Raw genomic sequence first — 19,405 nt, 5'->3', positions numbered from 1 at the left:
GGCCTCCCTTCCGGAGAAGAGCTTCGGTGTCCTTCACCCCCATCGCACACTCGCGCGCGGGTTCCGGCACCGGCCGAACGTCATCTCCTGCAGGGACCAACGCCTTCTGCGGGCGGTCACCGGCCTGGAGAGCTTCACCGGCCCGGCGGGTCCGGACAGGCGAGGGGCCGGCGGACGCTCACCGCGTCCGCCGGCCCCTCGATCGGTATGGTCATTCCCGTGCCGTCCTCTCCGGCTCGATGACCTCGTGCACGTCACGCCCGGCCGGTGCGGCGGCGGGAGCGCGAAGCGCGTGCCGCAGCGTCGAGACGAACCACAGCGCGATCGTGGCGGCGAACAGAACCGCCAGTGCGACCTCGCTCTCGGCAGCCAGCGCGATGATCCCGGCGACGAGCGCCGTGACGCCGAGCAGGCTCGCGACCGCTGTGAACAGCTGTGTCATCGGCGTCCTGCGGCCGGCGTACAGCTCGTCGGCCGAGCTGAGCGCGCACCCGCCGACGAACCCGAGCACCAGGATGGTGGTGGCCACGCCCCGCACACTGGAGATGATCGCCATATCCACCCCCTGCAGGAACGCCACGTAGACCGCGACGATGACACCCGCGACCACCGTGGCGACCGCGTCCTTCCATGTCAGCCTCATCATGCTCACCCCCTCCCGTTCCCGATGAGGGCTCTCTGACGAGGAGGTTCCTGCCTTCAGACTCCCGCCGGGGACGGGGCCCGGGCAGTGCCGAAGGTCCCCGGTGACGCGGCGTCGGTCCCTGGTCCCGTGTGCGGCCGGACGTGATGGGCTTCCATTCATGCTTCTGTTCACACAGGGCCGGAAGGTCTAGCGTCGAGGTCATGATTCGTGTGTTCCTCGTGGACGATCACGAGGTCGTACGGCGCGGCGTGGCGACGCTGCTGGACTCCGAGGATGACATCGAGGTCATCGGCGAGGCCGAGAGCGCCGAGTCGGCCGTCGCCCGCATCCTGGCGCTGAGGCCCGACGTGGCGGTGCTGGACGTGCGCCTGCCCGACGGCAACGGCGTGGACGTCTGCCGGGAGGTGCGCTCGGCCCTGCCCGGCCTGGCCTGCCTGATGCTGACCTCCTTCTCCGACGACGACGCGCTGTTCAACGCCGTCATGGCCGGCGCCTCCGGCTACGTGCTCAAGCAGATCCACGGCTCCGACCTGGTCGGCGCCGTGCGCACCGTGGCCTCGGGGCAGTCCCTGCTGGACCCGCAGACCACCACCGCCATGCTGGCCCGGCTGCGCGAGCAGTCCGCCCGCAAGGATCCGCTGGCCCGCCTGACCGAGCAGGAGCGGCACATCCTGGAGCTGGTCAGCGAGGGGCTGACCAACCGGCAGGTCGGCGAGCGGCTGCACCTGGCGGAGAAGACGGTCAAGAACTACGTCTCCAACCTGCTGGCCAAGCTCGGCGTGCAGCGCCGTACCCAGGCCGCGGCGCTGGCTACGCGGCTGAAGGCCGAGAACGAGCGGTGACCCGCCGGGCCCGCCACGCCTTGTGCGCGGTGTCGGCCAGGACCATGACGGGAACCGCCAGGACGGCCAGCGCCCAGCCCGCCGCGTCCGGGAACGTCCCGCCCAGCAGGTCCGCCAGCGCGGGCAGGCCGAGGAAGGCCAGCAGCATCACGATCTCGGAGGCGACCGCCCACAGCAGCAGCGGGTTGTCCCGCCAGTGCAGCCGGCCGATCCAGCGCGACTCGCTGCGGCAGGCGAAGGCGTTGGCGAACTGGCCCAGCACCACCGCGGCGAAGGCCGTGCCGGAGGCGGTGGCCAGCAGCGCGGGCTCCGGATCGGCGCCCGGCACCCAGCCGCCCAGCAGCAGGACGCCGATGAAGGCCGCCATCTCGGCCAGCGCCTGCGCGGGTCCGAGCACACCGAAGACGCGGCGCACCAGCCGCCGGTCGACCAGGTTGCCGGTGCGGGCGGGACCGTCCATGGTGCGCGGGTTGGCGGGTTCGGCGCCCAGGGCGAGCGCGGGCAGCAGGTCGGTGCCGATGTCCAGGGCGAGCACCTGCAGCACGCTCAGCGCCAGCGGGATCGTGCCGCCCGACAGCGCCCAGACGGCGAACGGGGTGAGCTCGGCGACGTTGTCGGTCAGGTGGTAGGTCAGGAAGCGGCGGATGTTGGCGTAGGTGGCCCGGCCCAGCTCGACCGCGGTGACGATGGTGGCGAAGTGGTCGTCCAGCAGCACCAGGTCGGCGGCCTCGCGGGCGACGTCGGTGCCGGAGGCGCCCATGGCGATGCCGATGTCGGCCTCGCGCAGGGCGGGGCCGTCGTTGACGCCGTCGCCGGTCATCGCCACGACGTGACCGCGCCCGCGCAGCGCCCGGGCGATGCGCAGTTTGTCCTCCGGGGTCACCCGGGCCACCACGACGCCGTCGCGGTCCAGCATCCTACCCAGTTCCTCGTCGCCGGACGGCAGCCGCGCACCGGTGAGCACGAGCGCGTCCGGGCCCAGCAGGCCGACCTCGGCCGCGATGGCGCGGGCCGTGGCGGGATGGTCACCGGTGATCATGGCCAGCTTGATCCCGGCGCGCCGGCAGGTGGCGATCGCCCCGGCCACGTCCTCGCGCGGCGGATCCTCCAGCGCCACGAGCCCGAGCAGCGTCAGATCCCGCTCGGCCTCCCCGGCGCCCCGGGCGACGGCCAGCACGCGCAGCCCGCGCCCGCTCATCCGCGCCAGCTCCTCGGCCGCGCCCGGTACGGCCGCGCACAGCGGCAGCACGCTGTCCGGCGCCCCCTTGAGGTGCAGCTCGCCGCCGGCCACGACGGAGGCCCGGCGGCGGACCGGGTCGAACGGGAAGCGCCGGGTGACGGGCGTGTCCGTCTCGACGCCGCCTCGCAGGGCGGCCACGTGCAGGGCGACCTCCATCGGGTCGCCCACCGCCCGGCCGTCGGCGGCGACGTGGCCGGTGGAGCTCAGCACGGCCGAGCGCAGCACCTCGTCCTGCGGGTGGCCGGGGGCCCAGATCTCGGCCACCGTCATCTCGTTGCGGGTCAGCGTGCCGGTCTTGTCGGTGCAGATGAAGGTGGCCGACCCCAGCGTCTCGACCGCCTCGAGGTGGCGGACCAGGGCGTTGCGGGAGGCCATCCGCTGCGCGGCCCGGGCCAGTGAGAGCGTCACCGTGGGCAGCAGCCCTTCGGGGACCAGCGCGACGGTGACGCCGAGGGCGAACAGGAAGCCCTGGGCGGGCTCCATGCCCAGCAGGACGGCCAGGCCGAAGAAGGCCGCGCCGACGCCCAGGGCGATCAGTGCGACGGTCCGCACGACCTTGCCGAGCTGGCGGGCGAGCGGGCTGGGCGGGCGCCGGGCCTCCCGGGTGAGGGCCGCGATCTCGGCCAGCCGGGTCCGCGCGCCGGTCGCCACCACCAGGGCCTCGGCCTGACCCTCCACCACGAAGGTCCCCGCCGACAGCCGGTCCCCCGCCCGGGGCCGCGCCGGCACGCTCTCACCGGTGAGCATGGACTCGTTGACCGCCAGGGCGTGCGTCTCGACCGCCTCCAGATCGGCGGAGATCCGGTCGCCCGCCTCCAGCAGGACCACGTCCCCGCTCACCAGGTCGGCGGCCTCGACCTGGGTGACGCGGCCGTCCCTGCGGACCGTGACGGCGGCCGGGATCAGCTCCCGCAGCCGCTGCCCGGCCCTGTCGGCCCGGTACTCCTGGGCGAAGGCGAACGCCCCGTTGAGCACGATCACCACGACGATCGCCACCGTCAGCTGCGGCATCCCGGCCAGCAGGGCCAAGGCGGCGGCGCCCCACAGCAGCAGCGCGAAGAAGTGCGTCATCTCCCGCAGCAGCAGTACCGCCGCGGGCGCGCGGCGGGGCTCCGGCAGGGCGTTGGGGCCGTCGGCGACCAGGCGCGCGGCCGCCTCGGCCGAGGTGAGCCCCGTACCCGCGGAGGACATGATGTGGCTCATGGGGCCCGCACTTCACCCAGGCGGGCGACCGGCGCGATCGGGGACGACGGCCACGGGGCAGGGCGCGTGCTCGGTCATCGCCCGGGCGACCGTGCCCAGCCGGCCCCGGCCCCACGAACGGCCCGCGCCCACGACGAGCAGGACCGCCTCGGCGCCGGCCGCCTCCAGGGCGTCCCCGGCCGAGACGGTCACGGACCGGTACTCGACCGGAACGCCGGGATGGCGCTCACGCCACGGCGCCAGCCGCTCCCGCATGCGATCCCGTTCCGCGGCGAGGGCGGCCTCCGGATCCGGCAGCGGCGCCATCGCCACCCCCCAGGCCATGGGCTGGGGGTAGGAGGCGTGTACGGCCACCAGCCTCAGCTGCCGCAGGGCGGCCTCGGTGAAGGCGAAGTCCACCACCGCGTCGGCGGTGGAGGCGCCCAGCCCCAGCACCAGCGGCCCGGGATCCACCGGCGCGGGAATCGGCCCCGGTCCCCGTACGATGATCACCGGGGCGTGCGAGTGGGTGGCGGTGTAGCCGGCCACCGAACCGACCACCGAACGGGCCAGGGCGTCCAGGCCCCGGGAGCCGACCACCACCAGCTGCGCGCCGTCCGACAGCTCCACCAGGCGTTCGGCGGCCGCGCCCTCGTGCAGGTCGGCCCGCACGTCGGTGAGCGTGCTGGTCGATCGGGCGCAGTCGACCCCGTGGTAGAGCACGTGCTCGGCGGCCTTGCGCAGGTGCAGACGGGCCTCCTCGGTGGCCCGGCCGTACGGCCAGCGCCAGGCATGGGTGATCGTCAGCGGTGCCCGGCGCAGCTCGGCCTCGTCCATCGCCCAGTCCAGGGCCTGCATGGAGAAGTCCGAGCCGTCATAGCCGACGACGACGGCGCCGGGAGCGGGTGTGCGCGGATCGGTCATCGTTCTCACCTCGCCTTCATCGTCGGAGACGACAGCGTTTCAGGACAGAGCGCGATGTCCCTCGGGTACGAGGACGTTGGGCCCGTACCGGATCCTCCGGCGGCTTGCGGATCCCCGGCGGCCGGCTATTCCGCCTCGGTCATGCGGGCGGCCGTCTCCGCCAGCCGGCTGGCGTACCCCCACTCGTTGTCGTACCAGCCGAAGATCTTGACCAGCTCGCCGCTGGCCTGGGTCAGCGCGGAGTCGAAGACGCAGGAGGCGGGGTCGCCGATGATGTCGCGGGAGACCAGCGGCGCGACGCTGTAGCGCAGGATTCCCTCCAGCTCTCCCCCGGCCGCCTCGGCGAAGGCCCGGTTGACCTCCTCGGCGGTGACCGGGCGGGCCAGCACGGCCGCCAGGTCGGTCAGGGAGCCGTCCTCCACCGGCACCCGCAACGCGATGCCGTCCAGCCGGCCGGCCAGCTCGGGCAGGACCTGGCCCACCATGCGGGCCGCACCGGTGGTGGTGGGGATGATGTTGACCGCCGCCGACCGGGCCCGGCGCAGGTCCTTGTGCGGGGAGTCCAGCAGCCGCTGGTCACCGGTGTAGGCGTGCACCGTCGTCATGAATCCCTTGACCAGGCCGAAGTTCTCGTGCAGCACCTTGACCATCGGCGCGACGCAGTTGGTGGTGCAGGAGGCCAGCGAGACGATCTCGTGGCGGAGCGGGTCGTAGGCGTCATCGTTGACGCCGGGCACGATGCTGACGTCGACGCTCTTGCCCGGGGCGGAGATGAGCACCCGGCGGGCGCCGCCCTTGAGATGCGCGGCCGCCTGGTCGCGGGTGCGGAACCGGCCGGTGGCCTCGACGACGAGGTCGGCCCCGTAGGCGGCCCAGTCGATGCCGGCCGGGTCGGGGTGGGCGGTGACCGGGATGCTGCGGCCGTCGACGTCGATGCGCGAGGCCGAGGAGGTGACCGCCAGGCCGAAGGGACCGTAGGTGGAGTCGAAGGCCAGCAGGTGCGCCAGGGTCGGGGCGTCGGTGACGTCGTTGATCGCGACGACCTCCAGGCCCATGGGCAGCGCACGCCGCAGGAAGGCCCGGCCGATCCGGCCGAACCCGTTGATACCGATCTTCATGATGGTTCCCTTCCGACACGGGGCTGTGACCCCATCGTCGGGCGCGGCCGCCGGGCGCAGTAGAGGCCAAGGACCCCGGAAGGGGGCGCGACGGCCCGGCGGCGGATGACTTCCGGCCCTATCCACGCGGCCGGGATGCCGTGCCGTCCACGCGACCGGGACGTTCCGGCCGCAGGCCGTCGTCAGAAGCGGAACCGGCCGACCAGCCGCCGCAGCTCCCCGCTCATCGTGGCCAGCGCGTCGGCGGACCGGCGCGACTGCTCGGCGCCCAGGCGGGTGCGCTCCACGACGGCCGAGACCCCGGAGATGCTCACGGCGATCTGGGAGCTGCCGCCGGCGGCGCTGGAGACGCCGCGGTTCATCTCCTCGGTGGTGGCGGTCTGCTCCTCCACCGCGCTGGCGATGGTCTGCTGCGCCTCGCTGATCTTGCCGATCACCTCGGCGATCTGGTCGATCGCGGTCACCGCGTCGGCGGTGTCGGCCTGGATGGCCTGCACCCGGGCGGCGATGTCCCCGGTGGCCTTGGCGGTCTCCTGGGCCAGGTCCTTGACCTCGGAGGCGACCACCGCGAAGCCCTTGCCGGCGTCCCCGGCGCGGGCGGCCTCGATGGTGGCGTTGAGGGCCAGCAGGTTGGTCTGCTCGGCGATCGAGGTGATCAGCTTGACCACGTTGCCGATCTGCGCGGAGGACTCCCCGAGGCGGGCCACGGTCCGGGTCGCCTCGCCCACCTTGGCGACCGTCGCGTCGGCGACGACCGCGGCGGCGGAGGTGTTGCGGGCGATCTCGCCGATCGAGGCCCCCATCTCCTCCGAACCCCCGGCCACGCTCTCCAGGTGACGGGAGACGTCGTCGGCGGCCGAGGCGACCGACTGGACCTGGGCGGAGGCCTGGGCGGAGTCGCCGTTGAGGCTCTCGGACAACCCGTTCAGGCCGTCGGCCGCGTGCGCGACCTCGTCGATGTTGCCGACGATGCCGCGCAGGGTGCCGGAGATCCGCTCCAGCGCCCCGTCCAGCGCCGCGCTCATCCGGCCGATCTCGTCGCCGCGGCCGATGCCCAGGCGCGGGGTCAGGTCCCCGGCGGCGACCTTCTCCAGGACGCCGACGATGCGCTCGGCGGGCCTGCGCACCGAGCGGGTGAGCAGGACGGCGCACGCGATCCCGAGCAGGATCGCGGCACCGGCCAGCAGAGCGGCACGCCGGTCGGCCGCGTCGCGGCTGCCGGCCAGGGCGGCGAGGTGGGTGTTGCGCTCGGCCAGGACCGAGGCGTCGAAGGCCGCCGCGGCGTCCATGGCCTTGACGTAGACGGGGGCCTCGGCGACGTTGCTCAGCCGGACGGCCTCCTCGCGGTCACCGGCCCGCATGGCCGCCCACACCTGCTCGTCGATGCGGAGGAACTCCTCCAGGCCCTCGCGGATCGTGGCGACGGCCGTACGCTGCTCCCCGGCCGAGGCCGTCGCCTCGGCCTGACCCACCAGGCCGGCGACCTTGTCCCGGGCGCCGAGGAAGAACTCGCGCTTGGCGTCCCGGGACGCCTCGGAGGCCGTGTAGGCGGTCTGCAGGCCGTACATGTCGGAGAAGCGGAACTGCAGCAGCGCCACCATCCGGGCCTTGGGGTCGATCTCCTCGGCCACCCGGCGGGCCTGCCCGTCGAGGTCGCGGCGGACCGCGAACCCGTCGGCGACCACTATGACCAGCAGCATCAAGACGATGCCGAACCCGGCCCGGAACTTCCAGCCGAGGGACAGATCCCGCATGAAGCGACGCATCAGAGACCTTCTTCGAAGCGATGAGACATACGTCACTCCATCGGCGCCGCCTGTCCTCACCTGAGGGCATGGCGCTCATTCGAGGGATACGGCCGTCTGAGGGGTACGGCGCGCCGCCGCTTCGCGAAGGGAGAGGGGAAAGGGGAGTGTCCACTCCTTTCCACTATCAACCTATAGCGCACCGGGGGGCTTGCGGCAAGACCCCCGTCGTGCCGCACAATCGTCAGCCGAGGCCACTGCCTGCGGAAACGGGGACGCGACGTGCGTGTGCCGGTGACGGCGCACGGGCCGCGCGGGGACCGGCGCGATCAGCCGGGAGCCGCCGGCTCCCGCGGGGACCACGCGGGATCGTCTGGCGGTGCCTCGTTCATCTGAGATCGGAGCCGATGCCGTGAACCCTTTGGCCACCAGCGCGTTCGACCTTCCCGACCATCTGGCTCCCAAGGCCGACCCGGCGCTGATCGCCGGTGACGAGCGGCATTTCGCGGCCATCGCCGACAGCCTCGAGCAGGCGATCGCCGAGTTGTCCGACCGCCTCGACGCCGAGCGCAGGGCGCCCGGCGGCCGGGGCCGGGCGGCGCTGGAGCGGGACCTGGAGGTCCACCGGCTGACCGCCCGCCTGCGCGCGCTGCGCCGTTTCGGCCTGGACCTGTGCCTGGGACGCATGGTCGGCGCGGACGACGCCGAGCCGGTGTACGTCGGACGGCTCGGCCTCACCGACGGCCAGGGCCGCCGGCTGCTGCTCGACTGGCGCTCCCCGGCCGCCGAGCCGTTCTTCGGCGCCACCCACGCCAACCCGATGGGGCTGGCCAGCCGCCGCAGGTACCGCTGGACCCGCGGCCGGATCAGCGACTACTGGGACGAGGTGTTCACACCGGACGGGCTGGAGGGGCACGCCGCGCTCGACGACCAGTCCGCCTTCATCGCCAGCCTGGGCGGCAGCCGGTCGGGCCGGATGCGGGACGTGCTCGGCACCATCCAGGCCGACCAGGACGCCATCATCCGCGCGAGCTCCCGCGGTGCCCTCGTCGTCGACGGCGGTCCGGGCACGGGCAAGACCGTCGTCGCCCTGCACCGCTCGGCCTACCTGCTGTACTCCGACCCCCGTCTCGGCCACCACCGGGGCGGCGTGCTGTTCGTCGGCCCGCACCAGCCGTACCTGGCCTACGTCGCCGACGTCCTGCCCAGCCTCGGAGAGGAGGGCGTGCAGACCTGCACCCTGCGGGACCTCGTGCCCGAGGGGGCCGCGGCGGTGATCGAGGCCGACCCGCAGGTGGAGCGCCTGAAGTCCTCGGCGGACATGGTCAAGGCGATCGAACCGGCCGTCAGGTTCTACGAGAACCCGCCGGCCGGGGGGATGACGGTCACGACGCACTGGTCCGACATCTGGCTGGGCGCCGACGACTGGGCCGAGGCGTTCCAGGCGGCCGAGCCCGGCATCCCGCACAACGAGGCACGTGACCGGATCTGGGAGGAGCTGCTGACGATCCTGGTGGACAAGCACGACGGCGACGCGCCCGAGCATCTGCTGCGCAGGTCGCTGCTGCAGAACAGGGAGCTGCTGACGACCTTCAACCGGGCCTGGCCGCTGATCGAGGCGGCCGACCTGGTCGGCGACCTGTGGACGGTACCGGCCTACCTGCGGATGTGCGCCCCCTGGCTCAGCCCCGAGGAGATCCGGAAACTGCAGCGCGAGGACGCCCAGGCCTGGACGGTCTCCGACCTGCCGCTGCTGGACGCGGCCCGGCAGCGGCTCGGCGACCCCGAGGCGTCGCGGAGCAGGCGCCGGCAGGAAGCCGCCCTGGCGGTCCAGCGCGAGCGCATGGCGCAGGTCATCGACAACCTGATCGAGGCCGACGACGACGGCGAGGGCCTGGTGACCCAGCTGCGCCGGGCGGACCTGCAGCGCAACCTGGTCGACGAGTCCGAGCTGCCCACCGCCGACCCGGACCTGCTCGCCGGTCCGTTCGCGCACATCGTCGTGGACGAGGCGCAGGAGCTCACCGACGCGCAGTGGCAGATGCTGCTGCTGCGCTGCCCGTCGCGGAGCTTCACCGTCGTCGGGGACCGCGCGCAGGCCAGGCACGGGTTCACCGAGTCGTGGCGGGAACGGCTCGAGCGGATCGGGCTCGACCGGATCGCCCTGGCCTCCCTGAGCATCAACTACCGGACCCCGGAGGAGGTCATGACGCAGGCCGAGCCGGTCATCCGGGCCGCGCTCCCGGACGCCAACGTGCCGACCTCCATCCGCAGCAGCGGCGTGCCCGTCCTGCACGGCTCCGTTTCGGAGCTGGAGGCGGTCCTGCGGTCCTGGCTCGCCGAGAACGCCGACGGGGTCGCCTGCGTCATCGGCGACCCGGCGTTCCCGCCGACGTCGCGCGTCCGGTCGCTGACCCCGGAGCTGGCCAAGGGCCTGGAGTTCGACCTGGTCGTCCTCATCGACCCGGAGACCTTCGGCGAGGGCATCGAGGGAGCCGTCGACCGCTATGTCGCGATGACCCGGGCGACCCAGCGGCTCGTCATCCTGACCAGCCCGTGACGGCGATCACGCGTGGCGCTCGGTGAAGGACAGCATGCGCTGCCAGGCGTCCTGACAGGCCTCGGCCCACTGCGCGTACGAACGGTCGAAGAACGAGTGCGGGGCGCCCTCGTACACGTGGCTCTCGTACGGCGTGCCGACGCGTTCGAGAGCGGCCTCGTAGGCGGCGAAGTCCTCCGGCGTCGAGGCCGTGTCGGCGCCGGCGCGCAGCAGGAGCAGCGGGGCGCCCGGCCCCGTCGCCGGCGGCTCGATCGCGCGCAGCGCCCCGTAGAAGCCGATGCCGCCCGCCAGGCCGTTGCCCTCTGCGGCCTGGCGCCAGGAGTGCGCGCCGCCCAGGCAGAAGCCCACCGTGAACACCGGCCCGTGGGCGGCGAGCCGGTCGGTGGCCGCCCGCACGTCGGCCCGCACGCCCTCGGTGGTGACCTGCTTGACGTGCGTCATGAAGTCGAAGTCGTCATCGCGCCCGCCCAGCCCCTCCGTCCGGCCGAAGTAGTCGATCGCGATCGTGCGGAACCCGGCCTCGGCGAACCTGACGGCCAGGTCCCGGTAGTACGGATGCAGCCCCCGCACGTCCGGCAGGATCACCATGCCGCGGCCGCTCGGCTCGGCGGGCTCGGCCTGGTAGGCCAGGAAACGGTTGCCGTCGGCGGCGGTCAGCTCGATCTGCCGGTGGGAGGCGACCTCGCCCCGGACCGGAGGCGCGGGCGGCCGGCTGTCGGTGGAATGGCACATGGGGCAAGCGTGCCCGGGGACACGGGCGTTATCCAGACGCGCCCCGCGTCACCGCGGGCCGGCCGTACCCGGATGCGTGAGAAGGGCTCATATATCGCCTCCGTCCGCCGATGAGGAGTCATCAGATTCGGCGTGCACGTCACGGCCTCGGCAGGCCGCACGCCGGGCATCACCGGCTCATGGAGGAGCTTTCCCTTGCATCCGTCTCAGCGCGTGTCGTCCGGCAGGGCCGGTCGGCGCCGTACGGTCTCCCTGCTCACCGCGGTCGTGCTCAGCACCGGCGCGCTGGCGGGAGCCGCCCTTCCCGTCCAGGCCGCCGGCCCCGCCCAGTGCCCGGTGGACTTCGCCTCCCCGGTCGACTACGCCGTCGGAACCGGCCCCCAGTCCCTGGCCACCGCCGACATCAACGAGGACGGCCGCACCGACGTCGTCACCTCCGACCACAACGGCAACTCCGTCTCGGTCCTGCTGGGCAGGGGCGACGGCACCTTCCAGCCGGCCGTCAGCACCACCGTCGCGCAGTATCCGTGGGACATCGTCGTGCACGATCTCGACTCCGACGGCCACCTCGACCTGGCCGTGACCGACGGCTACAACTCCCGCGTCCACATCCTGCCGGGCAACGGCGACGGCACCTTCCAGGCGCCCGCCTCCATCTCGCTGAGCGGCACGCCCGTCGACGACATCGCCGCCGCCGACTTCAACGGCGACGGCCGCGCCGATCTGGCCGTCGCGGCCCACACCACCGGCCTGTGGGTCATGTCCGGCAACGGCGACGGCACCTTCCAGCCGGCCGTCAACCAGGCCGGGCCCAGCGCCAAGGCGATCGTGACCGGCGACTTCGACGCCGACGGCCACGTCGATCTGGCGTTCACCCTCGACGGCATGGCGGCCAACAGCAGCCAGTACATCGGGGTACGGCGCGGCGCCGGCGACGGCACCTTCCACCCGGTGGTCACCTACCACAACGGGAGCGGGCAGTACCAGCTCCTCAGCACGGCCGACGTCGACGGTGACGACATCACCGACCTGGTCGCGACGTCGCTCTACGGTACGGTGTCGGTGCTGAACGGCAACGGCGACGGCACCTTCCAGCCGGGCGCCGACCTCGTGCCGGGGGCGATGCTCGAAGACGTCCTGGCCGAGGACGTCAACGGCGACGGGGCCGCCGACCTCCTGGTGACGACGCAGCCTCCGGGCATGTTCGATCCGGGCCACCTGCTGGTGCTGCCGGGCAACGGCGACGGCACCTTCCAGAGCGCCGTCACCTACGAGCCGGGGAACGTGCCCCAGAAGATCGTGACCGGTGACTTCGACGGCGACGGCCACAAGGACGTGGCCGTCGCGAACATCTCCGCCAACGCCGTGTCGGTCCTGCTGAACGCCTGCGACCCGGCTCCCACGACGCCGACGCCCACGCCGACCACGCCCACGCCCACGCAGAAGCCGGTCCCCCCGGCCAAGCCCAAGCCGCCGGTCAAGCCCGCGCCCAAGCCCGCACCGAAGCCGGCGCCCAAGCCGAAGGCGAACCCGAAGCTGCAGGCCAAGCAGAAGGCCGCGCAGACGAAGGCGAAGAAGGTCATCAAGGCCAATCCGGGACGGGGCTGAGACCCGCGACCCCGATGATACATCAAAACAGTTTGATGTATCATCGGGGTATGGCGTCCTCGGCTCACGCCGCTCCGGCCTTCCTGCGACTGGCCGCCCATCCGCTGCGGTGGCGGCTGCTGAGCGAGCTGGCCGTGAGCGACTACCGGGTGCGCGAACTGGTGGACCTCCTCGGGCAGCCGCAGAACCTGGTCTCCTACCATCTGCGGCTGCTGCGCGAGGGCGGGCTGGTCACCATGAGGCGCAGCACCTTCGACGCCCGCGACGGCTACTACCACCTGGACCTGGACCGCTGCGCCCGGGCCCTGGCCGCCACCGGCGCCGCGCTGCACCCCGCGCTGCGGCCCGGCCCGGTCCCACCGCCGGCGCCCGCGTCCGGGCACCGGCCCGCGGTGCTGTTCACCTGCACCGGCAACAGCGCCCGCTCACCCATCGCCGAGGCCCTGCTGCGCCATCGCGCCGGCGGCCACGTCGAGGTGACCAGCGCGGGCAGCCGTCCCCGGCCGCGCCTGCACCTCGACGCCGTACGGGCCCTGCGCGAGGGCTACGGCATCGACCTGCGGGACCTGCGCCCACGCCACCTGGACAGTACGGCGGGCCGCCGCTTCGACTACGTGATCAGCCTGTGCGACAAGGTCCGGGAAGTGTGCTCCGGCATCGGCGGTCACCCTCGGCGCATCCACTGGAGCATCCCCGATCCCGCCGCGGACGGGGCCGGCTATCCCGCCTTCGTCCGCACCGCGGCCGAGATCGACACCCGCATCGGGCACCTGCTGCCCGTCCTGACCTCACAGGAGGCTTCGACATGAACGCATCCGACCGGCTGGCGAGTGTCCGTTACCTCGTCGACGACGTGAACGCGGCCGTCGGCTTCTACACCACCCACCTCGGCTTCACCCTGAGCACCGACGCCGCGCCCGCCTTCGCCGACGTGGTCCGCGGGCCGCTGCGGCTGCTGCTGTCCGGACCGGCCAGCTCCGGCGCCCGGGCCACGCCCCGGGACACACCCGCCGGCCGCAACCGCATCCACCTCGTCGTCGACGACCTCGACGGCGAGATCGACCGGCTGCGCGGCGCCGGGCTGCCCTTCCACAGCGACGTGGTCGCCGGTCCCGGCGGACGCCAGATCCTGCTCGCCGACCCCGCCGGCAACCTCATCGAGCTCTTCGAGCCCGCCCGCACCCCGGCGCGGGCCTGAGAGCCCAGCGGGCCGCGCGCCTCACGGCGGATCGGCTCCTTCACCGGCCTCTTCGCCGGCCTCCTCATCGGCTCCTTTGCCGGCTCCTTTGAGGTGGTGGTCGAAGAAGGCGACGATGCGCTCGCGGGCGTCGCGGGCCGAGGGCTCGTGATAGCGGGTTCCCGACAGCTTCGCCAGGGTCACCAGCAGGAGGGTCGCATCGGCCGGGTCGTGGTCGTTCATGAACCCGTGCCCCGCCTCCGGATACACCTTCACGTCATAGTCCACACCCAGCTCCGACAGGGCCCGCACCAGCCGTACCGCCGCCGATCGGCCCATCGGTGAGCGGTCCCGGCCGCCGAAGCTGCCGACGATCGGGCAGGCGCCGCGCAGGATCCGCACGGCGTCCTCGGGGCAGCCGCCGTAATTGACGCTCGCGGCGGAGAACCCGTGCCCCGGAGCCAGCAGCAGCGCGTATCCGCCGCCCATGCAGAACCCGATCACGCCGATGTCGCCGGTGCAGTCGTGCCGTACGGCCAGCCAGGCGCGTGCGGCCTCGATGTCGTCGAAGGTCCGGCCCCGGCGGGCGCCGATGTCGCGGACGATGGTGCGCAGGCACGACAGCCTGCTTCCCCAGTAGTACAGGTCGGGCGCCACCGCCAGGTAACCCTCGCCGGCCAGCCAGTCGGCCTGGTGACGCAGGTCGTGGCTCATCCCGGTGAAGTCGTGGATCACCACCACCCCGGGCCACGGTCCCGGCCCGGAGGGCACCGCCGCGTAGGCGGGCATCTGCCCGTACGGCGTGCGGATCGTCACCTCGGTCATCGCATCCTCCCGATGATCGGCCGACAGAGGCCCCGATCACCCCAGCCTCCCCCCATGACACCCGATACGGAACCGACATCACCCTCCGCGCATGCCGCGAGCCGTGATCCACATCGCGCGCCTTAAGGTGATCCCATGCCTGCCACGCTGAGCTCCGCGAAGACCCGATCGGCACTGCGCACATCGGCCCGCATCTGCCTGGAACTGCTCTCGATCCTGCTGATGGTCGTCGCGGCGCTGTGGGTGCTGGGCCGGATGTGGCCGATCGTGTGGCCGGTGGTCGTCGCACTGCTGCTGACCACCCTGACGTGGCCGCCCACGGCCTTCCTGCGCCGGCGCGGATGGCCCCCGGCCCTGGCCGCCTCGGTGTCGACCATACTGTTCTTCCTGGTGGCGGCGGGCATCGTGGTGCTGATCGCCGTACCGGTCGCCTCCCAGTCCGGCGAGCTCGGCAGGGGTGTGGTCGAGGGCATCGAGCAGATCCGGCAGTGGGCCGCCGGCCCGCCGTTGAACATCGGCGACGACGAGATCACCCGGGCGTTCGACGCGGCGGTCGCACGCATCCAGGGCAGCGTCGGCAGCATCGTCACCGCCACCTTCACCGGCGTGGGCACGGTGGCCAACGGCCTCGTCACCGCGGTGCTGGCCCTGTTCCTGATGTTCTTCTTCCTGAAGGACGGACCCCGCTTCCTGCCCTGGCTGACCCGCCAGCTGCCCGGCCGGCTCGCGGTCCACGTCCCGGCCCTGGCCGCGCGCGGCTGGAACACCCTGGAGGCCTTCGTCCGTTCCCAGGCCTTCGTCGGCCTGCTCGACGCGATCTTCATCGGGCTGGGCCTGTGGATCGTGGGCGTGCCCCTGGTGCTCCCGCTGGCCGTGCTGACGTTCGTGTCGGCGTTCGTGCCGATCATCGGCGCCCTGTTCGCGGGCTTCGTGGCCGTGCTCATCGCCCTGGTGTCCAACGGCCCGACCGACGCCCTCATCGTGCTGGCCATCATCATCCTGGTGCAGCAGCTCGAGGGCAACGTCTTCCAGCCCATGCTGCAGAGCCGCGGCCTGGGCCTGCACGCGGCGGTGGTCCTGCTCGCGGTCGCGCTCGGCGGCAGCCTGGCGGGCATCGTCGGCAGCCTGCTCGCGGTGCCGGCGGCCGCGCTGCTGGCCGTGATGTGGAACTACCTGCGCGAGCAGCTCAGCGAAGCGCGGCAGGAGCCCCAGGCGGAGACGGTGCCGCTGAAGCAGCAGGTGGGGACGGCGCGCCAGGAGCCGCCGGGCGAAGCGCCCCGGGGACCGGAGACGCCGGCTGCACCGCAGGAGCCGCAGGCGCGGCAGGCACCGACAGCACACCGGGAACCGCCGGCGCAGCAGGAGCCGCCGGCGCAGCAGCCCCCGGCCAAGCCCTGAGGAGGCGGAGGAGGCGGCCGCCCGGCGGCCCTGTAGCATGCGGCTCGGCTGGTCGATCCCCGGCACCGGTTCACCGAAGGAGCGCCCCGTGCGAGACATCACCGTGTTCAGCGGTAGTGCCCACCCCGAACTGGCCGCCGAGATCTGCTCCCATCTGGGGACCCCGCTCCACCCGGTCCAGGTCAAACGCTTCGCCAACGACTGCCTGGAGGTGCAGCTGCAGGCCAACTGCCGCGAACGCGACGTGTACCTCATCCAGCCGCTCGTCCCCCCGGTGCAGGAGAACCTCGTCGAGCTGCTGCTGATGCTGGACGCCGCCAGGGGCGCCTCAGCCGCCAGGACGACCGTGGTGATGCCGCACTACGCCTACGCCCGCTCCGACAAGAAGGACGCCCCGCGCATCTCCATCGGGGCGCGCCTGGTCGCCGACCTGCTGGTGGCCGCCGGGGCCGGCCGGGTGCTGACCATGACCCTGCACTCGCCCCAGGTGCACGGGTTCTTCAGCGTCCCGGTCGACCACCTGCACGCCCTGCGCGAGCTGGCCGCCTACTTCCGCCGCTACGACCTGTCCAAGACCGTCGTCGTCTCACCCGACCTGGGCAACGCCAAGGAGGCGGCGGCCTTCGCGCGCCTGCTGGGAGCCGGGGTCGCCGTGGGCGCCAAGCAGCGCTTCAGCGACGACCGCGTCACCATCAGCTCGGTGATCGGCGAGGTCGAGGGCAAGGACGTCATCATCCTGGACGACGAGATCGCCAAGGGCACGACGGTCATCGAGCTGCTCGACCGGCTGCGCGAGCGGGGCGTCAACTCGGTGCGCATCGCCTGCACCCACGGCCTGTTCGCGGACGGGGCCGTCGACCGGCTCGGCGACCGGCCCGAGGTGGAGGAGATCGTCTGCACCAACACCGTGCCCGTCCCCGAGGCCAAACCGGACTCCAAGCTGCACGTCCTGTCGATCGCCCCGGCGCTCGCCGAGGCCATGCGCCGCATCCACGACGGCGAGTCGGTCAGCGCCCTGTTCGACGCGCCCTGACCGGCTCCCCGATCGGAGGGCCGCCCGCCGCATCCCGGACCGCGTGCTTCCGCCTCAGCCCCGCTCGATGCCCCGCTGGAGGCCCCGGTCGAACGCGCGGGCCATGTCGGCCTGCTCCTCCAGCACCTCGCCGATGCGCACCTGCACCGCGTCCATCCGGCCGATGATCTCGCCGGTGGTGTGGATGCCCGCGGCCACCGACCGGGCGCTGGCCTGGATGCCGGCGATCTGCTCGGCGACCTTGCCGGTCGCCTCGGCCGTCTCCCGGGCCAGTTCCTTGACCTCCCCGGCCACCACCGCGAACCCCTTGCCGGACTCGCCCGCGCGGGCGGCCTCGATGGTGGCGTTGAGCGCCAGCAGGTTGGTCTGCTCGGCGATCCCGGAAATGATCTTGATGATGTCGCCGATCGCCGCCGACGCCGCACCCAGCGAGTCGACCTCCCCGGTCGTCGTCTCCGACCGCGTGGCCGCCTCCCGCGCCACGGCGGCGGCGTCCTGGCTGGCGGCCCGCAGCCGCTCCACGGTGTCCAGCAACGCCCGCGCCTTGGCCTCGTCGTCGTCGGCGCGCCGCAGTACCGAAAGACGCTGGCTGACCAGCTGCTGCACGTTGCGCAGGGCCGAGGCCCGCGACGGGCTCAGCTCGATCCTCTCGGTGGTGAAGAAGTCCATCGTCCCGACCACCCGGTCGCCATCCATGATCGGGAAGCACACTCCGGAGCGGACCCCGGCGCGCCGGGCGGCCGGAGCGCGCACGCAGTCGGTCACCTCGGCCAGATCAGGCACGAACACCAGGTCGCGCGAGCGCCACGCCCGCCCGGACAGGCCCACCCCCTCGGCGAACGTGGCCGCCAGCGTGACCTCCCGGAACTCCTGTCCGGCCGAACCGGACTCGACGCCGAACCTCAGCACCCGCTCGACCGGGTCGATCTGCCAGTACGAGCCGTACTGCCAGCCGAACGCGGTGCGCACCGACTCCAGCGCGGTGCGCAGCGCCGCGTCAGCGGTCAGAGCCTGGCCCACCTTGCTGACCACGGTGGTCACCGCCAGCCGGTCGTCGGCCTCCTGACGCAGCGCCGCGACGGCGATCGCCCGCTGACGCGCCTGGTTGGCGATGCGGGAGATGGCCACCAGTTTGCCCATGCGGCCCTCGTCGATGTGGACGTGCTGCGAATGCAGGTACATCAGCACCGCGACGACCCGCTCGGCCTCGGTGACCGGCAGATAGAGGGCGGCCTTCATGCCGTGCCGGACCGCGGCCGCGGCGTGCTCGTCGCCGCAGGACTCCAACTCGTTGACCACGAACGGGCGGCGCGAGCGCATCACCTCGGCGACCGGCCCGGTCGCGGTCGTCCGGTGATCGGAGGTGGCCTTCTCCAGCGACGCGGCCAGCGGTCCGAGGGCCATGCACCGCCGCAGTCCCGCCTGGCCATCGGGCACCCAGGCCGCCCCGTAGTCGAAGCCGGCCGAGCGCACCAGGCTCTCGACCGCGATGCGGAGCATGCTGCTCTCGTCGGTGGCCGCCTCCATGTCCGCCAGCAACTGCTCGAGTGCCTCGACATCACGGGGCACCGGCGGCAGCGGACGCGTGGCGCGCTGACGCGATAGGCCGAACATCGCTCTCCTTCCAGCCGGGCGACTCGATATGCCCGACCATGCTCCGTTCGGTCTCCGATGACGAATGTGAAGGAAATCTCCCCGAGTGATTCCTCCGCTCACTCCGTCGCGGATCGCGCATCCCGGGCGTCCCCCGCCTTCCCCCGCCCGGGGTACACCCCGTCGAGCGCGAGGCCGAGCAGCCGGTCGGCCTGGGCCGCGCCGTCGGACTCCCGCTCGACGGCCAGGCAGATGGCGTTGACGAGTTTGAGCAGGTCGATGATCGAGACGTCGGGCCGTACGGCCTTCGCCCGGCGGGCGCGGACCAGCAGGCCGGTCCCCGCATCGACGATCATCGCGTGGCAGGTGGCGCCCAGGGCGGGGTCGCCGTCGCGGGCGCCGCGCATCAGCGAGGCGGCCAGGCCGCGGTTGGACACGGCGTGCGCGGCGACGGCACGCAGCCAGGCCGTCAGCGCGTGCGCGGGATCGGGGTCGGCTGCCAGGTCACCGGCGGTGACGCACAGGACCTCGACCTTGTCGCGGAAGACGGCCTCCAGCAGCAGCTGGCGTGAGGGGAAGTGCCGGTGCAGCGTGGCCGAGCCGACGCCCGCGCGCCGGGCGACCTCCTCCAGGGACGCCTCGGCGCCGTGCTCGGCGACGGCGTCGGCCGCGGCGGCCAGGATGCGCTCGTAGTTACGGCGCGCGTCCGCGCGCATCGGCCGTGGGGACGAGGGGGGACGGCTGTCCTTCGGCATGGGCTCTCCGAGGGGCTTGCAAAACCG

16 protein-coding genes are annotated in these 19,405 nt (G+C 72.9%); 7 read left to right on the top strand and 9 right to left on the bottom strand.

The genetic code is table 11. The annotated features are described in order from the left end of the window. Nucleotides 1-211 precede the first annotated feature (211 nt). Nucleotides 212-646 (bottom strand): hypothetical protein, encoded by a 435-nt coding sequence (locus Psi01_RS34505; RefSeq protein WP_204068349.1) that lies wholly within the window; start codon nucleotides 644-646, stop codon nucleotides 212-214. A gap of 200 nt (nucleotides 647-846) precedes the next feature. Between Psi01_RS34505 and Psi01_RS34500 the strand changes: the two genes are divergently transcribed. Further along, a complete protein-coding gene (locus Psi01_RS34500; RefSeq protein WP_204068348.1) occupies nucleotides 847-1,488 on the top strand; it encodes a response regulator in 642 nt (213 codons plus the stop codon). Here the strand turns inward: Psi01_RS34500 and Psi01_RS34495 are convergent. The 4 genes from Psi01_RS34495 to Psi01_RS34480 all read right to left on the bottom strand — a co-directional run bounded on the left by Psi01_RS34495 (nucleotide 1,457) and on the right by Psi01_RS34480 (nucleotide 7,718). Further along, nucleotides 1,457-3,919 carry a cation-translocating P-type ATPase gene (locus Psi01_RS34495; RefSeq protein WP_239128243.1) on the bottom strand — a complete coding sequence of 821 codons (2,463 nt, stop codon included), beginning with the start codon at nucleotides 3,917-3,919 and terminating at the stop codon, nucleotides 1,457-1,459. The two genes, Psi01_RS34500 and Psi01_RS34495, sit on opposite strands and share 32 nt — an antisense overlap. Nucleotides 3,920-3,943: 24 nt before the next feature. Beyond that, on the bottom strand, nucleotides 3,944-4,834 hold the full coding sequence (locus tag Psi01_RS34490) for a universal stress protein (RefSeq protein WP_204068346.1): 891 nt from the start codon (nucleotides 4,832-4,834) through the stop codon (nucleotides 3,944-3,946). A gap of 125 nt (nucleotides 4,835-4,959) precedes the next feature. Then, entirely contained in the window at nucleotides 4,960-5,952 is a 993-nt protein-coding gene (gene gap, locus Psi01_RS34485; protein WP_204068345.1) for a type I glyceraldehyde-3-phosphate dehydrogenase, read from the bottom strand. 182 nt (nucleotides 5,953-6,134) lie between these two features. Further along, nucleotides 6,135-7,718 (bottom strand): methyl-accepting chemotaxis protein, encoded by a 1,584-nt coding sequence (locus Psi01_RS34480; RefSeq protein WP_204068344.1) that lies wholly within the window; start codon nucleotides 7,716-7,718, stop codon nucleotides 6,135-6,137. A gap of 391 nt (nucleotides 7,719-8,109) precedes the next feature. Here Psi01_RS34480 and helR point away from each other — a divergent pair, with 391 nt between their 5' ends. Next, nucleotides 8,110-10,257 carry an RNA polymerase recycling motor ATPase HelR gene (gene helR / locus Psi01_RS34475; protein WP_204068343.1) on the top strand — a complete coding sequence of 716 codons (2,148 nt, stop codon included), beginning with the start codon at nucleotides 8,110-8,112 and terminating at the stop codon, nucleotides 10,255-10,257. A 6-nt stretch (nucleotides 10,258-10,263) separates the two neighbouring features. Here helR and Psi01_RS34470 read toward each other — a convergent pair whose 3' ends face one another. After that, the gene (locus tag Psi01_RS34470; RefSeq protein WP_204068342.1) at nucleotides 10,264-10,989 is read right to left on the bottom strand and encodes a dienelactone hydrolase family protein; all 726 of its coding nucleotides are present in this window, start codon (nucleotides 10,987-10,989) and stop codon (nucleotides 10,264-10,266) included. Nucleotides 10,990-11,184: 195 nt separating this feature from the next. Between Psi01_RS34470 and Psi01_RS44260 the strand changes: the two genes are divergently transcribed. The 3 genes from Psi01_RS44260 to Psi01_RS34455 are packed head-to-tail and all read left to right on the top strand — an operon-like array spanning nucleotide 11,185 to nucleotide 13,795. Next, nucleotides 11,185-12,597, top strand: a complete 1,413-nt coding sequence (locus tag Psi01_RS44260; protein WP_204068341.1) for an FG-GAP repeat domain-containing protein — start codon at nucleotides 11,185-11,187, stop codon at nucleotides 12,595-12,597. Nucleotides 12,598-12,647: 50 nt separating this feature from the next. After that, complete coding sequence (locus tag Psi01_RS44255; RefSeq protein ID WP_204068340.1) at nucleotides 12,648-13,406, top strand: arsenate reductase/protein-tyrosine-phosphatase family protein; 759 nt, start codon at nucleotides 12,648-12,650, stop codon at nucleotides 13,404-13,406. Next, on the top strand, nucleotides 13,403-13,795 hold the full coding sequence (locus Psi01_RS34455; RefSeq protein ID WP_204068339.1) for a VOC family protein: 393 nt from the start codon (nucleotides 13,403-13,405) through the stop codon (nucleotides 13,793-13,795). Before Psi01_RS44255 ends, Psi01_RS34455 begins: the two co-directional genes overlap by 4 nt. A gap of 21 nt (nucleotides 13,796-13,816) precedes the next feature. Here the strand turns inward: Psi01_RS34455 and Psi01_RS34450 are convergent, their stop codons facing one another. Beyond that, nucleotides 13,817-14,599 (bottom strand): dienelactone hydrolase family protein, encoded by a 783-nt coding sequence (locus Psi01_RS34450; protein WP_204068338.1) that lies wholly within the window; start codon nucleotides 14,597-14,599, stop codon nucleotides 13,817-13,819. A 135-nt stretch (nucleotides 14,600-14,734) separates the two neighbouring features. On the opposite strand from Psi01_RS34450, the gene Psi01_RS34445 reads away from it, so the two are divergent. Further along, nucleotides 14,735-15,997 carry an AI-2E family transporter gene (locus Psi01_RS34445; RefSeq protein ID WP_204068337.1) on the top strand — a complete coding sequence of 421 codons (1,263 nt, stop codon included), beginning with the start codon at nucleotides 14,735-14,737 and terminating at the stop codon, nucleotides 15,995-15,997. Between the two features lie 88 nt (nucleotides 15,998-16,085). After that, nucleotides 16,086-17,030 (top strand): ribose-phosphate diphosphokinase, encoded by a 945-nt coding sequence (locus tag Psi01_RS34440; protein WP_204068336.1) that lies wholly within the window; start codon nucleotides 16,086-16,088, stop codon nucleotides 17,028-17,030. Nucleotides 17,031-17,084: 54 nt separating this feature from the next. Here the strand turns inward: Psi01_RS34440 and Psi01_RS44440 are convergent, their stop codons facing one another. Then, a complete protein-coding gene (locus Psi01_RS44440) occupies nucleotides 17,085-18,599 on the bottom strand; it encodes a GAF domain-containing protein (RefSeq protein ID WP_204068335.1) in 1,515 nt (504 codons plus the stop codon). Nucleotides 18,600-18,742: 143 nt separating this feature from the next. Further along, entirely contained in the window at nucleotides 18,743-19,378 is a 636-nt protein-coding gene (locus tag Psi01_RS34430; protein WP_239128242.1) for a TetR/AcrR family transcriptional regulator, read from the bottom strand. Nucleotides 19,379-19,405: the final 27 nt, after the last annotated feature.

The organism is Paraplanobispora siamensis, from assembly GCF_016863175.1.
GTDB lineage: Bacteria > Actinomycetota > Actinomycetes > Streptosporangiales > Streptosporangiaceae > Planobispora > Planobispora siamensis.
Note: the sequence above shows the minus strand (reverse complement) of the source record. Positions and strands in the feature narration are given on the sequence as shown.